At 68.9% G+C, this 14,100-nt stretch carries 13 protein-coding genes and 3 tRNA genes; all 16 read left to right on the forward strand.

Annotation, left to right across the window (positions count from 1 at the left end; all coding sequences use genetic code 11):
* Positions 1–4: 4 nt before the first annotated feature.
* Positions 5–2,530, forward strand: a complete 2,526-nt coding sequence (locus O7624_RS19465) for a bifunctional diguanylate cyclase/phosphodiesterase (RefSeq protein WP_282236831.1) — start codon at positions 5–7, stop codon at positions 2,528–2,530.
* A gap of 92 nt (positions 2,531–2,622) precedes the next feature.
* A tRNA-Thr gene (locus O7624_RS19470) sits at positions 2,623–2,695 on the forward strand.
* A gap of 25 nt (positions 2,696–2,720) precedes the next feature.
* Positions 2,721–2,793: transfer RNA gene (locus O7624_RS19475), tRNA-Met, on the forward strand.
* A gap of 134 nt (positions 2,794–2,927) precedes the next feature.
* Complete coding sequence (gene rpmG / locus O7624_RS19480) at positions 2,928–3,095, forward strand: 50S ribosomal protein L33 (RefSeq protein WP_093403583.1); 168 nt, start codon at positions 2,928–2,930, stop codon at positions 3,093–3,095.
* Between the two features lie 123 nt (positions 3,096–3,218).
* Positions 3,219–3,665, forward strand: a complete 447-nt coding sequence (locus O7624_RS19485) for a MaoC family dehydratase N-terminal domain-containing protein (RefSeq protein ID WP_282236832.1) — start codon at positions 3,219–3,221, stop codon at positions 3,663–3,665.
* Position 3,666: 1 nt separating this feature from the next.
* A complete protein-coding gene (locus O7624_RS19490; RefSeq protein ID WP_093403586.1) occupies positions 3,667–4,059 on the forward strand; it encodes a MaoC family dehydratase in 393 nt (130 codons plus the stop codon).
* 126 nt (positions 4,060–4,185) lie between these two features.
* A tRNA-Trp gene (locus tag O7624_RS19495) sits at positions 4,186–4,258 on the forward strand.
* A 210-nt stretch (positions 4,259–4,468) separates the two neighbouring features.
* On the forward strand, positions 4,469–4,858 hold the full coding sequence (gene secE, locus O7624_RS19500) for a preprotein translocase subunit SecE (protein WP_093403588.1): 390 nt from the start codon (positions 4,469–4,471) through the stop codon (positions 4,856–4,858).
* Positions 4,859–4,895: 37 nt separating this feature from the next.
* Positions 4,896–5,618: a transcription termination/antitermination protein NusG gene (nusG, locus tag O7624_RS19505; RefSeq protein ID WP_093403589.1), complete on the forward strand. Its 723-nt coding sequence runs from the start codon at positions 4,896–4,898 to the stop codon at positions 5,616–5,618.
* 200 nt (positions 5,619–5,818) lie between these two features.
* On the forward strand, positions 5,819–6,250 hold the full coding sequence (rplK, locus tag O7624_RS19510; RefSeq protein WP_093403591.1) for a 50S ribosomal protein L11: 432 nt from the start codon (positions 5,819–5,821) through the stop codon (positions 6,248–6,250).
* 83 nt (positions 6,251–6,333) lie between these two features.
* On the forward strand, positions 6,334–7,050 hold the full coding sequence (rplA, locus tag O7624_RS19515; protein ID WP_281564774.1) for a 50S ribosomal protein L1: 717 nt from the start codon (positions 6,334–6,336) through the stop codon (positions 7,048–7,050).
* A gap of 74 nt (positions 7,051–7,124) precedes the next feature.
* Entirely contained in the window at positions 7,125–7,913 is a 789-nt protein-coding gene (locus tag O7624_RS19520) for an ATP-binding cassette domain-containing protein (RefSeq protein WP_282236833.1), read from the forward strand.
* Positions 7,910–8,599 carry a hypothetical protein gene (locus tag O7624_RS19525; RefSeq protein ID WP_282236834.1) on the forward strand — a complete coding sequence of 230 codons (690 nt, stop codon included), beginning with the start codon at positions 7,910–7,912 and terminating at the stop codon, positions 8,597–8,599. Before O7624_RS19520 ends, O7624_RS19525 begins: the two co-directional genes overlap by 4 nt.
* Before the next feature lie 411 nt (positions 8,600–9,010).
* Positions 9,011–9,556 carry a 50S ribosomal protein L10 gene (gene rplJ / locus O7624_RS19530; protein ID WP_013735964.1) on the forward strand — a complete coding sequence of 182 codons (546 nt, stop codon included), beginning with the start codon at positions 9,011–9,013 and terminating at the stop codon, positions 9,554–9,556.
* A 56-nt stretch (positions 9,557–9,612) separates the two neighbouring features.
* Positions 9,613–10,002 (forward strand): 50S ribosomal protein L7/L12, encoded by a 390-nt coding sequence (rplL, locus tag O7624_RS19535; RefSeq protein WP_210829560.1) that lies wholly within the window; start codon positions 9,613–9,615, stop codon positions 10,000–10,002.
* A 569-nt stretch (positions 10,003–10,571) separates the two neighbouring features.
* A complete protein-coding gene (locus O7624_RS19540; protein ID WP_204000258.1) occupies positions 10,572–14,003 on the forward strand; it encodes a DNA-directed RNA polymerase subunit beta in 3,432 nt (1,143 codons plus the stop codon).
* The last annotated feature ends 97 nt before the right edge of the window (positions 14,004–14,100 follow it).

The following is a 14,100-nucleotide window of genomic DNA, read 5'->3' on the forward strand; positions in this document are numbered from 1 at the left end:
CTGCGTGCCGACTAGAGAGGCACCGCGCCGCCCGATCGCGACCGCTTGGCTGATCACCACGCCCCTCGCGGCGCTGGCCGTTGCCAGCATCGCCATACTGGTCTTCACCGCGGAGTTCGACGAGCGGGATCTGCTCCTGGCGGCTCTCCTGCTGGTCGTGATGGTCATTGCGGGCATCCCGACCCTGAGTTTCGTCGTCCGGCGGCAGGCTTTTGTCGTCACCCTCACCGAGATACCACTGGTTCTCGCCTTCTACAGCCTCAGCCCGCTGCTGGTCGTGGTGATTGCGACCTGCGCGGCGATCATCACGCAGGCCTACCGTCGTTATCCGCCGCCGAAGCTGTGGTTCAACGTGGCAAGGGATGCGGCCGGGGTCTCGGTCGCGGGACTTGTCGTGGCGGTGGCGCTGCCGTTCGACGGGGTCGGCCCGGGCACGTGGGCTGTCCTGTTCGCCGCGATCACCGCGAACAGCCTCATCAGCCTGGTCGCGGTAGTCGGCGTGATCACCCTGCTGCAGGGCTGGCAGGGCTCCCGGGAGACGGCAAGTACGGCGGTTCAGCTCTTTCTCACTCTCGCGCTGAACGTCGCGATCGGTCTACTCATCCTGATCGCCCTGGCCAGCACCCTGTGGTCGACCCTGCTGTTGGGGGCGATCACCATTGCGGGCGTGCTGCTCTACCGGTCATACGCGCGTTTCCTCCGGCAGCACCGCACTCTCGGTGACATGTACGAGCTGACCCGCGCGATGGCCAGTGTCGGTGCGGAGGGAAATCTCGCAGACATCCTGCTGGGACGTATCCGGGCCCTGATGCAGGCCGAGTACGCCACGCTGTGGCTGCCGGCCCAGGGCCGGCATCCGGAGGTACTGCTCACCGCCCGGCTGGACGATCGGGGTCTGCTCGATGTGGCGCAAACCCCGGTGACGGTTCGTCAGCGCACCCTGGAGTCCGGTCAGACCCTGGCGGCCGGGCGACTGCTCGGCGGTGAACCGGAACTACGTCGCGAGTTGACTCGGCAGCAGGTCAAGGACGTCATTGCCGTGCCGCTGCGCTCCGGACAGGTGGTCATCGGCACGATCGAGGTGGTGAACCGCCTCAGCGACGTGGGGAACTTCGCCCCGGCCGACGTGCCGATTCTGGAGACGGTCGCCGCCCATGCCGCGGTCGCGCTGGAGAATTCCCGCCTGGTCGACCGGCTGCGGCACGACGCCTACCACGATGCGCTCACGAAGCTGCCCAACCGCCGCCGCATCCTCGGTGCGCTGGCCGAGGCGGTCCGGATCCGGGCGCCCGGCGAGGTGGTCGCGCTGCTGCTGTTCGACGTCGATCGGCTGCGTCAGGTGAACGAGGCGCTCGGCCACGCTGCGGGCGACAAGGTTCTGGTCGAGGTCGCCGACCGGCTGCGTGGCTGTGTGCCGTCGGCCGCGCTGGTCGGGCGGGCCGGTGGCGATGAGTTCCTGGTGACCCTGCGGCTGGAGAGCGCCGACGCCGCAGTGGAGCTTGCCGGCCAGTTGCGGGAACAGATCCGCGACGAGATGGTCTTCGACTCGCTCACGCTGGACGTGGACACCGCGGTCGGGGTGGTCGTACACCCGGATCATGGCGACGCCCCGGCGACCCTGCTGCAACGGGTGGACGTGGCCGCGACGGCGGCCAAGGCGGTCCCCGGCAGCGTGCAGCTGTACACGCCGGCGTTGGAGTCGCGGTCGCTGCACCGGCTCGGTCTCGCCGGAGACCTGCGCAACGCCCTCGACAACGGCGAGCTGGAGGTCTACTACCAGCCCAAGGTGACGCTGCGGGACCGCCGCCTCATCGGGGTGGAGTGCCTGGCCCGCTGGGAGCATCCGACGCACGGTTCGGTCACCCCGGCGGATTTCGTCGCCGTGGCCGAGCACACCGGTCAGCTCGGCCGGCTCACCGAGTTCGTGCTCCGGGAGGGGCTGCGGCACAGCCGGGACTGGGCACACGGCGGTCAGTCGCTCGCCGTCGCGGTCAACCTCTCCGCGCGTACGCTCACCGACCAGCACTTCCCGGAGCAGGTGCGGGAGTTGCTTGAGGAGTACGGCGTTCCGGCGCAGCTGCTGACCCTGGAGATTCCGGAAGCCGGCGTGCTGGACGGCACCGAGCGCCCGATCCCGACCCTGCGCCGCCTGCGAGACCTGGGCGTACGGCTCTCCGTGGACGACTTCGGCACCGGCAGTTCCTCGCTGGCCCATCTGCGCCGGCTGCCGGTGCACGAGGTGAAGGTCGACCACTCCTTCGTTCAGGGCATGGCCACCGATCCGGGGGACCTGGCGATCGTCAACGCCGTCGTCACCCTCTCCCAGCAGTTCGGTCTCACCGTGGTGGCCGAGGGCGTGGAGAGCGAGCTGACCCTGGAGTTGCTCCAGGACATCGGCTGCGAGGTCGGCCAGGGGTTCCTGTTCAGCCGCCCACTGCCGTACGAGCGGTTGGAAGCGTGGTTCGGTGCCCAGGTCGATCTGGAGTCGATCTCCAGCAGCGAGCTTCCGAGGCTGCGCGTGGTGCCCTGAGCTGGGCGTACGACCTCCCTGGGGATCCGATTTCACCAGTACGATCGGGCCGTGTACTCTTACCTCTGCGCGGGCACCGAGTGATCGCGCAGGCCCCCTTAGCTCAGTCGGCAGAGCGTCTCCATGGTAAGGAGAAGGTCTACGGTTCGATTCCGTAAGGGGGCTCAGAGGGTCCGGCTGGGCCCACCGCGGCGGTGTAGCTCAGATGGCAGAGCAAGCGGCTCATAATCGCTGTGTCGCCGGTTCAAGTCCGGCCACCGCTACTCTCGTCCGCCCCGGAGGGATCTCCGGTGGTCGGTGGGACGGGCGCCACAGGCGCCCGCTTTGCGTGTCCGCCCAGGTGGCGCGTACGCTTTAGCGCCGTAGTTGTATCCGTTATCGAGGAAGGCACTCCGCCGTGGCGAAGGCGACCGATGTCCGGCCGAAGATCACTTTGGCGTGTGTGGAGTGCAAGGAGCGCAACTACATCACGCGCAAGAACCGCCGTAACGACCCGGACCGCATCGAGCTGAAGAAGTTCTGCCCCCGGGACGGACGGCACACCCTGCACCGCGAAACGCGCTGAACCTGCCCGGGCCGATCGGCCCGGCTGCGCACGTATCCTGATCGCCGGTCCCTACGGACGGCGCGGCTGAGCCGACGCCGACCGCTCGGATCGGCGATCGTGCTTTGCGTGTAGGTTCGCGGCATGCCCCTGGACCAGTCCTTCGTCGGCCGGACCTATCCGCCGACCGCCCCCTATCAGGTGGGCCGTGAGAAGATCCGCGAGTTCGCGACGGCGATCGGCGCCACCGATCCCGCCCACCACGATCCGGCGGCCGCCCGCGCGCTGGGCCACCCGGACGTGGTCGCGCCGCCGACGTTTCCGGTGGTGATCACCATGGCCGCCAGCCGCCAGCTGATCGAGGACCCGGCGCTCGGCATCGACTACAGCCGGGTGGTCCACGGCGACCAGCGGTTCGCGTACACCCGGCCGGTGGTGGCCGGCGACGAGCTGGTCTGCGTCAACTCCGTCGAGGAGATCACCAGCCGGGGCGGCCACGAGTTCCTGACCACGCGGACCGATGTCAGCACGACCGCCGGCGAGTCGGTGGTCGCGGTCTGGTCCAAGCTCGTCGTACGCGGGGAGGCCTGACGTGGAACTGCCCACCCAGACGTTCCGGGTGACCCGGGCGGACCTGGTTCGTTACGCAGGTGCCTCGGGCGACTTCAACCCGATCCACTGGAGCGACCGGTTCGCCACCAAGGTGGGTCTGCCCGGTGTGATCGCCCACGGCATGTTCACCATGGCGCTCGTCGGTCGGGCGGTCACCACCTGGGCCGGCTCGCCCGACGCGGTGGTCGACTTCGGCGTGCGGTTCACCCGTCCGGTGGCCGTCCCGGACGACGACACCGGCACCGAGATCGTGGTGACTGCCGTGGTCCGTGAGGTGACCGACGCCGGTTTGACCAGGCTGGACGTAACCGCCACCTGCCTCGGTGAGAAGGTGCTCTCGCAGGCGCGGGCCACCGTGCGCACGGCCGGTTGACCGGTACCGCGCGGCACGTCGGGTAGACCGGTTGGGAAAGTCGGGTCGGTACCCGTACACTGGTCCGCCGTGGGGCAAGTGACCCCTGCCTGGTCGTGTGACCGGGCGGGGTGAGCGTTGCCGCACAGGGGTGTAGCTCAATTGGCAGAGCAGCGGTCTCCAAAACCGCAGGCTGCAGGTTCAAGTCCTGTCACCCCTGCGCCTCAGGCCTGACCGTTCCGTGGGTCCCGCCGCCTTCCGGTGGCGTCCGGCCCGTGGTGGTGGCATCGGCGGGGAGGTTCCGAGGCATCGGGCCTTCCGGTTGATCCGCCGGCCGCGGCCCGTCCCGGGACGGTTGGTCCGGCCGGCGTGACCAAGCGCCGCGCACGCGCACTGCGTGCGACACCGACATCCCGCGACGGAGGGCGAAGTGGCCGACAACAAGCGGCGCGGCGAGGACGCCGACGACGAGCGCCTGAACGACGAGGTCGTCAACGACAGCGCCGAGGACGACGCCACCGACGCGGACGAGCCGGTTTCGCGGGGTGGCACCGCCACCCGTTCGCGGGCCAAGGCCGATTCCGCCGACGGTCGCAAGACGCGTACCGACGCCGACAGGGTGGGCCTCTTCGGCCGCATCGCGCGTTTCATCCGCGAGGTCGTGGCCGAACTGCGTAAGGTCATCTGGCCGACCCGCAAGGAACTGCTGACCTACACGGCGGTGGTGATCGCGTTCGTCACGGTGATGCTGACGATCGTGGCTGTCCTGGACTACGGCTTCGCCAAGGGCGTGTTGTGGGTCTTCGGCAACCCCAGCTGACCGGCTGAACGTGCGATAGTGACGGAAGTGAGCAAGCGTGCCTGAGTACGACGAGACCGCCGCGACCCCGGACGAGCAGTCCACGGTGGCGACGGCGGCTGGTGACGAGTCGGTCGAGGCCGCCAACGAGTCGGAGTTCGCCATGACCGAGCCCGCTCCCGAGGAGGACTTCGACCCGGTTGCGGAGCTGCGGCAGAAGCTGCGCTACGCACCGGGCGACTGGTACGTGGTGCACTCGTACGCCGGTTACGAGAACAAGGTCAAGACCAACCTCGAGACCCGGATCACGTCCCTCGACATGGAGGACTACATCTACCAGGTCGAGGTGCCGACCCGGGAAGAGGTCGAGGTCAAGAACGGCAAGCGTTCCCAGGTGCAGGCGAAGGTCTTTCCCGGCTACATCCTCGTCCGGATGGAGCTGACCGCCGAGTCCTACTCCTGCGTACGCAACACCCCCGGGGTCACCGGTTTCGTCGGTGCCACGGACCGGGCCGACCGCCCGGCGCCGCTGAGCCTCGACGAGGTGCTCAAGTGGCTGGCACCTGCCGTCGAGACCGAGCAGAAGAAGGCCAAGCCGGAGGTCAAGGTCCTCGACTTCGAGGTCGGCGACTCGGTGACGGTCACCGACGGCGCCTTCGCCTCCCTGCCGGCGACGATCAGCGAGATCAACGCCGACCAGCAGAAGCTCAAGGTGCTGGTGTCGATCTTCGGCCGGGAGACGCCGGTGGAGCTGAACTTCAACCAGGTCGCCAAGATCTGAGCTGTCGACCATCGGTGGCGGGCGACCGCCGCCGGTGGTCGTCGTTCGTCCGGTTCACCCGCCCGGCCCACCTCCGTGGCCGTCGGGAACCAGGTCTGCGCTACCCTAGAACGTCGCCGCCGTCGCATGCGCGCTGACCGTGCGCGCCCCGACGGCGGTGTCGTGTGAACCTTTCCCAGTTCCAAGCCCCAGGAAGAGACATGCCTCCGAAGAAGAAGCTCGTCAAGACGTTCACGCTTCAGCTGCCGGCGGGCCAGGCGACTCCGGCGCCGCCGGTCGGTCCCGCGCTCGGTCAGCACGGCGTGAACATCATGGAGTTCTGCAAGTCGTACAACGCGCAGACCGAGTCGCAGCGGGGCGACATCGTCCCCGCCGAGATCAGCGTGTACGAGGACCGGTCCTTCACCTTCGTGTTGAAGACCCCGCCCGCCGCCCGGCTGCTGATCAAGGCTGCCGGTGTGCAGAAGGGCTCGGGCGTCCCGCACACGCAGAAGGTCGGCTCGGTGACCCGCGCTCAGCTGCGGGAGATCGCCGAGAAGAAGATGGCTGACCTCAACGCCAACGACCTCGACCAGGCTGAGAAGATCATCGCCGGCACCGCCCGGTCGATGGGTCTGAACGTCACCGACTGACGTCGGCCACCACCGACCCGTACGGATCGTGGGAGGGCGCGCGAGCACCGCGGCCCGCCAGAGACCACAGGAGTAGACAGAACATGCAGCGCAGCAAGAGCTACCGCAAGGCCGCCGAGGCCATCGACAAGTCGAAGCTCTACACCCCCGTCGAGGCCGTCAAGCTGGCCAAGGAGAGCACCGCCACCAAGTTCGACGCCACGGTCGAGGTCGCGATGCGCCTCGGCGTCGACCCCCGCAAGGCGGACCAGATGGTCCGCGGCACGGTCAACCTGCCGCACGGCACCGGTAAGACCGCCCGCGTGATCGTCTTCGCGGCCGGCGCGAAGGCCGAGGAGGCCGTCGCCGCCGGTGCCGACGAGGTGGGCACCGACGAGCTGGTCGCCCGGATCCAGGGCGGCTGGCTGGACTTCGACGCGGCGATCGCCACGCCCGACCAGATGGCCAAGATCGGCCGGATCGCGCGGATCCTGGGCCCGCGCGGTCTCATGCCGAACCCGAAGACCGGTACGGTGACCATGGACGTCACCAAGGCCGTGTCGGACATCAAGGGTGGGAAGATCACCTTCCGGGTGGACAAGCACTCGAACCTGCACCTGATCATCGGTAAGGCCTCGTTCTCCGAGGCCCAGTTGGTCGACAACTACGCGGCCGTCCTCGACGAGGTGCTGCGGGCCAAGCCGTCGGCCGCGAAGGGCAAGTACCTCAAGAAGGTCACCCTCACCACCACGATGGGACCGGGCGTGCCGGTCGATCCGAACGCGGTGAAGAACCTGCAGGAGGGCTCGGCCGACAGCTGAGCACGACGCACCGACGCGGCCCCGCCACTCATGGCGGGGCCGCGTTCGTCTGTCCGCTGTGGCAGGCTCACGGCATGTGGCTGGAGGACGTCGGGCTGCGGTACAACCGGCGCGGTCCGTGGGTGCTGCGCCAGGTGAAGGTAGGCGTCGCGCCGGGCGAGGCGGTGGTGGTGCTCGGCCGCAACGGTGCCGGCAAGTCGACACTGCTCCAACTCGTCGCCGGAGTCCTGCGGCCGTCCCGCGGGCGGGTGCTCGACCGGCCGTCGGTGGTGGGCTGGGTGCCGGAACGCTTCCCGGCCGACCAGCCGTTCACCGTCGACGGCTACCTCGCCGCGATGGCCCGGATCGCCGGGCTGTCCCCGATCACGGCGGATCGTGCGGTGCGGCGCTGGGTCGACCGGCTGGGCATCGGCCCGTTCCGCACGGTCCGGCTGTCCCAGCTGTCGAAGGGCACGGCACAGAAGGTCGGCCTGGCCCAGGCACTGCTGCGTCCGCCCGGCCTGCTCGTCCTCGACGAGCCCTGGGAGGGCCTGGACGCGGCGGCTCGCGAGCTGGTCCCGCAGGTGGTCGACGAGGTGCTGGCCGACGGCGGGTCGGTGCTGGTCAGCGATCATCGCGGGGAGACGGTCCGGCTGCCCGGCGGGCGGGAGTGGTTGGTGGCCGACGGGGCGGTGGTCGAGCGGGCCCCGTCGGATGCGGCGGCGGTCGCGGTGGTCGAGCTTGAGGTCCCGGTCGGGCAGTTGCCGGCCACCGTCGCCCGCCTGCGCGCCGAGGGCCACCACGTCCTGCGGGTACGCGGCCAGAGCGCACCGCCCGCGGCCATGCGGCCGGGGGCGGGACCGTCCTCCGAGGTGGCCCGATGACCGCCCTGGTCCGGTTCCGGCTCGCCGGCTTCCTGCGTACCGGACGGGCGCTGGCACCGGTGCTGGCCGGCCTGCTCACCCTCGGCATCCTGTACGGCGGCGGTCGGGCCCAGCCGGCGGAGGCCTACGGCGTATCGGCCGTGGTGCTTTTTCCCGTGCTGGCCTGGCAGACCAAGATCCTGCTGGACGTGGAGCCGGACGTGCAGCGCCGCCTGGCTCTGGTCGCGGTCGGCCCGGCACGGGAGCAGGCGGCGGGGCTGGTCGCCGCGCTGGTGGCCGGCCTTGGTCTGGTGGCGACCGCCCTGGTCTTTCCCTGGTTGGTCGGCGGGGTCGCCGGTCCCAGCCTGCCCGGTGACCGGTCAGTTCCCGCAGGCGTGGCGCTCGGTCTCTGGGCGCACCTGCTCGCCCTGCCGGCGGCCGTGGCGTTGGGCGCGCTGGCCAGCCGGGTGATCACCCGAAGTGCCGGCTACGGTGTGGCGGTGCTCACTCTCGGTACGGTCGGCGTACTGGTGCTCGGTTTCTCGGGGTCGGTCGCGCCGTGGCTGGCGCCACCGCTGCTACCCACCGCCAGGGCGCTGGTCGGCCCGTTGTCCGGCTCGACCGCGCTGCTGCTGACCGTGTGGGCGCTGGCCTGGACGGCGGTGGCGCTGACCGGCTACGCCCGAGCCCGCACCCGGCGTGCTTAGCGCGTGGTCGCGTCCTCGGTCGAGGCGGGCAGGGCGGACCGCAGCGAGCCAGCGACCTGGACCATACGTGGCGATCGAGCTGTCGGCCGGGTGGCGGCCGTTGCCGCCGGGCCGGTCCGGGGGGGCGATTTGCCGGTCACCGCGGGTGTCGCGTAGCCTGATGCGCGAAGTTCCACCCAGAGACCGCTGGTCACCGTGCCCCGGCACGGTCGAAGGTCCCGCGAAGACGGGCGACCCGCGTAGGGCGGCAAGCGACATCGGCAGCATCCTGTGGTCCGCCGACCATGTGATTCCGCCGTCCTCGCCCCGTGCGCCCTGCGCCGGGGCTTTTCTGTTGCCGCGACACCTCCGCCCCGTCACAGGCGCTCGCCTGCGACGGTGACCAGCCTCGAGCAACGAGAGAGGAGGGACATGGCGGACAAGCCGATCCGGGCCGACAAGGCCACGGCCGTCGCGGAGCTGACCGAGAGCTTCCGGAGCGCGGGTGCCACCGTGCTGACCGAGTACCGCGGTCTGACGGTCTCCCAGCTCACCCAGCTGCGGCGCTCGCTCGGCAAGGAGACCAGCTACACGGTTGCCAAGAACACGCTGGCCAAGCGTGCCGCGGCGGACGCGGGCATCTCCGGCCTCGACGAGCTGTTCACCGGTCCTACCGCGCTGACTTTCGTTTCGGGCGACGTCGTCGAGGCGGCGAAGGGCCTTCGCGACTTCGCGAAGGCCAACCCGAAGCTCGTCATCAAGGGCGGCGTCTTCGAGGGCAAGGCCATTTCTGCGGCCGAGGTCACGAAGCTCGCCGACCTGGAGTCCCGCGAGGTGCTGCTGGCCAAGCTGGCTGGCGCGATGAAGGGCAACCTGAGCAAGGCCGCGGCCCTGTTCCAGGCCCCGCTGTCGAAGACCGCCCGCCTGGCGGCCGCCCTGCAGGACAAGCGCGAGAAGGAAGGTGCCGAGGCGGCCTGAGGCCGCGCCGGCACACCACGTTCTTTAGTTTGAACCATTAGGAAAGGACGCCAGACATGGCGAAGCTCAGCACCGACGAGCTGCTCGACGCGTTCAAGGAGATGACGCTGATCGAGCTCTCCGAGTTCGTGAAGCAGTTCGAGGAGACCTTCGAGGTCACCGCCGCCGCCCCGGCCGCGATGATGATGGCGGGTCCGGCCACCGGTGGCGCTGCCGCCGAGGCCGAGCCGGAGAAGGACGAGTTCGACGTCATCCTCGACGCCGACGGTGGCAAGAAGATCCAGGTCATCAAGGTCGTGCGTGAGCTGACCGGCTTGGGCCTCAAGGAGGCCAAGGACCTGGTCGAGGCCGCCCCGAAGCCGGTCCTGGAGAAGGTCAACAAGGAGACCGCGGACAAGGCCAAGGCCAAGCTCGAGGGCGAGGGCGCCAAGGTCACCCTCAAGTGACCTGAGTCCCACCTGGCCGTCCCGGCTCGCGTGAACCGGGCAGAGCACGTCGCGGCGGGCGGCGATCCGACAGTGGATCGTCGTCCGCCGTGTTCGTGTACCGGCCCGCAACCGGCGTGAGCAGGGCGTGGAACCCGGTCTGCGGCGCGTGGACCGGGCCGGTGGACTCGCTCGTGGGTGGGAAAGAGCGTCCGATGCCGACAACGGCCCTTGACGCGGCCCTGGGCTGCCAGGCACGCTGACATGAGCAAGACCTTCCGCGCTTGCGACGGCCACCGCGCGGGTAATGCAGCGGCAGCACCACTCGCCACGCAGACCCGGGCGGCCCGGCAGGGACGTTGCGTTCCGAGCGGCCCGGTGCGACCCGTTCGAGGGGTCCTGAGGCACGTTCCGCAACAACCTGCGGGGTGGGCTGGACAGCGGTTAGCCTCTCGGCTACACTGCTAGTTTGCGCTGCCTTCCGACTTGACCCCTGCTCGGAAATGTCCGTTTGTGGATATTTCTGGTGGGGTCATTGGAGTGCACGCGTACCAGCCGTTCTGCAGCACCGGTCCTCGGAAGGACGCATCTTGGCAGCTTCCCGCCCTGCGAAGACCAGTCGTACGTCGAGCGCATTCGCTCCCCGCCGAGTTTCCTTCGGTCGGATCACCGAACACCTCGAGGTCCCCAACCTCCTCGCCATTCAGAACGAGTCCTTCGACTGGCTCGTCGGCAACGAGGCTTGGCAGGGCCGGTCGGCGGACGACCCGCACGCACGCTCGGGTCTCGCGGAGATCCTCGACGAGATCAGTCCCATTGAGGACTTTTCCGGCACTATGTCGCTTTCCTTCTCGGCGCCGCGCTTCGACGAGGTCAAGGCCTCGATCGAGGAGTGCAAGGAGAAGGACCTCACCTACTGCGCGCCACTGTTCGTGACCGCGGAGTTCACCAACAACACCACCGGCGAGATCAAGAGCCAGACGGTGTTCATGGGTGACTTCCCGATGATGACGCCGAAGGGCACCTTCATCATCAACGGCACCGAGCGGGTGGTGGTCAGCCAGCTCGTCCGCTCGCCGGGCGTCTACTTCGACAAGCAGCCGGACAAGACCTCCGACCGCGACCTCTCCAGCGTCAAGGTCATCCCGAGTCGGGGTGCCTGGCTGGAGTTCGACATCGACAAGCGCGACACGGTCGGCGTTCGCATCGACCGTAAGCGTCGGCAGGCCGTCACGGTGCTGCTCAAGGCCATCGGATGGTCGGCCGAGCAGATCCGTGAGAAGTTCGGCTGGTCCGAGCTGATGATGACCACGCTCGAAAAGGACCACATCGCCGGCCAGGACGAGGCGCTCCTCGACATCTACCGAAAGCTGCGCCCTGGCGAGCCGCCGACCCGCGAGAACGCCCAGACCCTGCTCGACAACCTCTTCTTCAACCCGAAGCGGTACGACGTAGCCAAGGTCGGGCGGTACAAGTTCAACAAGAAGCTCGAGCTGGACGTGCCGATCACCACCGGCACGCTGACCGAGGACGACATCGTCGCCACCGTGGAGTACCTCTGCCGGCTGCACGCCGGTGAGGAGGGCTACGAGGCCGACGACATCGACCACTTCGGCAACCGGCGGCTGCGTACCGTGGGCGAGCTGATCCAGAACCAGGTTCGGGTCGGCCTGTCCCGGATGGAGCGGGTCGTCCGCGAGCGGATGACCACCCAGGACGTCGAGGCGATCACGCCGCAGACCCTGATCAACATCCGTCCGGTCGTCGCCGCGATCCGGGAGTTCTTCGGCACCTCGCAGCTGTCCCAGTTCATGGACCAGACCAACCCGCTGGCGGGCCTGACCCACCGGCGGCGGCTGAGCGCGCTCGGCCCCGGCGGTCTGTCCCGGGAGCGGGCCGGCTTCGAGGTCCGCGACGTGCACCCGTCCCACTACGGCCGGATGTGCCCGATCGAGACGCCGGAAGGCCCGAACATCGGTCTGATCGGCGCGCTGTCCACCTTCGCCCGGGTCAACCCGTTCGGCTTCATCGAGACGCCGTACCGGAAGGTCATCGACGGTCGGGTCACCGACCAGATCGACTACCTGACCGCGGACGAGGAGGACCGGTTCGTCAAGGCGCAGGCCAATGCCCCGCTGCGGGCCGACGGCTCGTTCGCCGAGGACCGCGTCCTGGTCCGCCGTAAGGGTGGCGAGACCGAGGACGTCCCGCCGGCCGCCGTGGACTACATGGACGTGTCGCCGCGGCAGATGACCTCGGTCGCGACCGCGATGATCCCGTTCCTGGAGCACGACGACGCGAACCGGGCCCTGATGGGCGCGAACATGCAGCGTCAGGCGGTGCCGCTGGTCAAGGCCGAGTCCCCGCTGGTCGGCACCGGCATGGAGTACCGTGCCGCGGTCGACGCCGGTGACGTGGTCGTGGCCGAGGTCGGTGGCGTGGTCGAGGACCTCTGCGCCGACTACATCACGGTCCACCAGGACGACGGCCACCGCCGGACGTACCTGCTGCACAAGTTCCGCCGCTCCAACGCCGGTTCCTGCGTCAACCAGAAGCCGGTGGTCTTCGAGGGCGACCGGGTCGAGGCCGGCCAGGTCATCGCCGACGGTCCGTGCACCGACGAGGGCGAGATGGCGCTCGGGCGCAACCTGCTCGTGGCGTTCATGACCTGGGAGGGGCACAACTACGAGGACGCGATCATCCTGTCGCAGCGCCTCGTGCAGCAGGACGTGCTCACCTCGATCCACATCGAGGAGCACGAGGTCGACGCGCGGGACACCAAGCTCGGCCCGGAGGAGATCACCCGCGACATCCCGAACGTCAGCGAGGAGATGCTCGCCGACCTCGACGAGCGCGGGATCATCCGGATCGGTGCCGAGGTCGTCCCCGGCGACATCCTGGTCGGCAAGGTCACGCCCAAGGGCGAGACCGAGCTGACCCCGGAGGAGCGGCTGCTGCGGGCCATCTTCGGCGAGAAGGCGCGCGAGGTCCGGGACACCTCCCTGAAGGTGCCGCACGGCGAGACCGGCACGGTCATCGGCGTGCGTACCTTCTCCCGGGAGGACGGCGACGAGTTGCCGCCGGGCGTCAACGAGCTGGTCCGGGTCTACGTCGCCCAGAAGCGGAAGATCCAGGACGGTGACAAGCTCGCCGGCCGACACGGCAACAAGGGCGTCATTTCCAAGATCCTGCCGGTCGAGGACATGCCGTTCCTGGAGGACGGCACGCCCGTCGACATCGTGCTCAACCCGCTGGGTGTGCCGAGCCGGATGAACATCGGCCAGGTGCTGGAGACTCACCTGGGCTGGGTGGCCAAGACGGGCTGGCAGGTCGAGGGCGACGACGCCGAGTGGAAGCGGCAGCTCCAGGGCATCGGTGCCGACTCCTCCGAGCCGGACACCAACGTGGCCACCCCGGTCTTCGACGGTGCCCGCGAGGAGGAGATCTCCGGTCTGCTCGCGTCGACCCTGCCCAACCGGGACGGTCGGCAGCTGATCGGTTCCTCCGGAAAGGCGCAGCTGTTCGACGGCCGTTCCGGTGAGCCGCTGCCCGACCCGATCGCGGTCGGCTACATCTACATCCTGAAGCTGAACCACCTGGTCGACGACAAGATCCACGCTCGTTCGACCGGTCCGTACTCGATGATCACGCAGCAGCCGCTGGGTGGTAAGGCGCAGTTCGGTGGCCAGCGTTTCGGCGAGATGGAGTGCTGGGCGATGCAGGCATACGGTGCCGCGTACGCCCTGCAGGAGCTGCTGACGATCAAGTCCGACGATGTTCTCGGTCGGGTGAAGGTCTACGAGGCCATCGTCAAGGGCGAGAACATCCCGGAGCCGGGCATCCCGGAGTCGTTCAAGGTGCTGCTCAAGGAGCTGCAGTCGCTGTGCCTCAACGTTGAGGTGCTTTCCAGCGACGGTGTGGCCCTGGAGATGCGCGAGACCGACGACGAGGTGTTCCGGGCCGCGGAGGAACTGGGTATCGACCTGTCCCGGCGCGAGCCGAGCTCGGTCGAGGAAGTGTGACGTTGGGGTTTCGGGGCGGGGCGACCCACTCCGGGCGGTCAGGCTTGATCCCTTCGTGGGTCACCCCGCCCCGAAACCAAAACCCGGTGAGCTGCTG

It is taken from the genome of Verrucosispora sp. WMMD1129, from assembly GCF_029581255.1.
In the GTDB taxonomy this organism is placed as follows: Bacteria; Actinomycetota; Actinomycetes; order Mycobacteriales; family Micromonosporaceae; genus Micromonospora; species Micromonospora sediminimaris.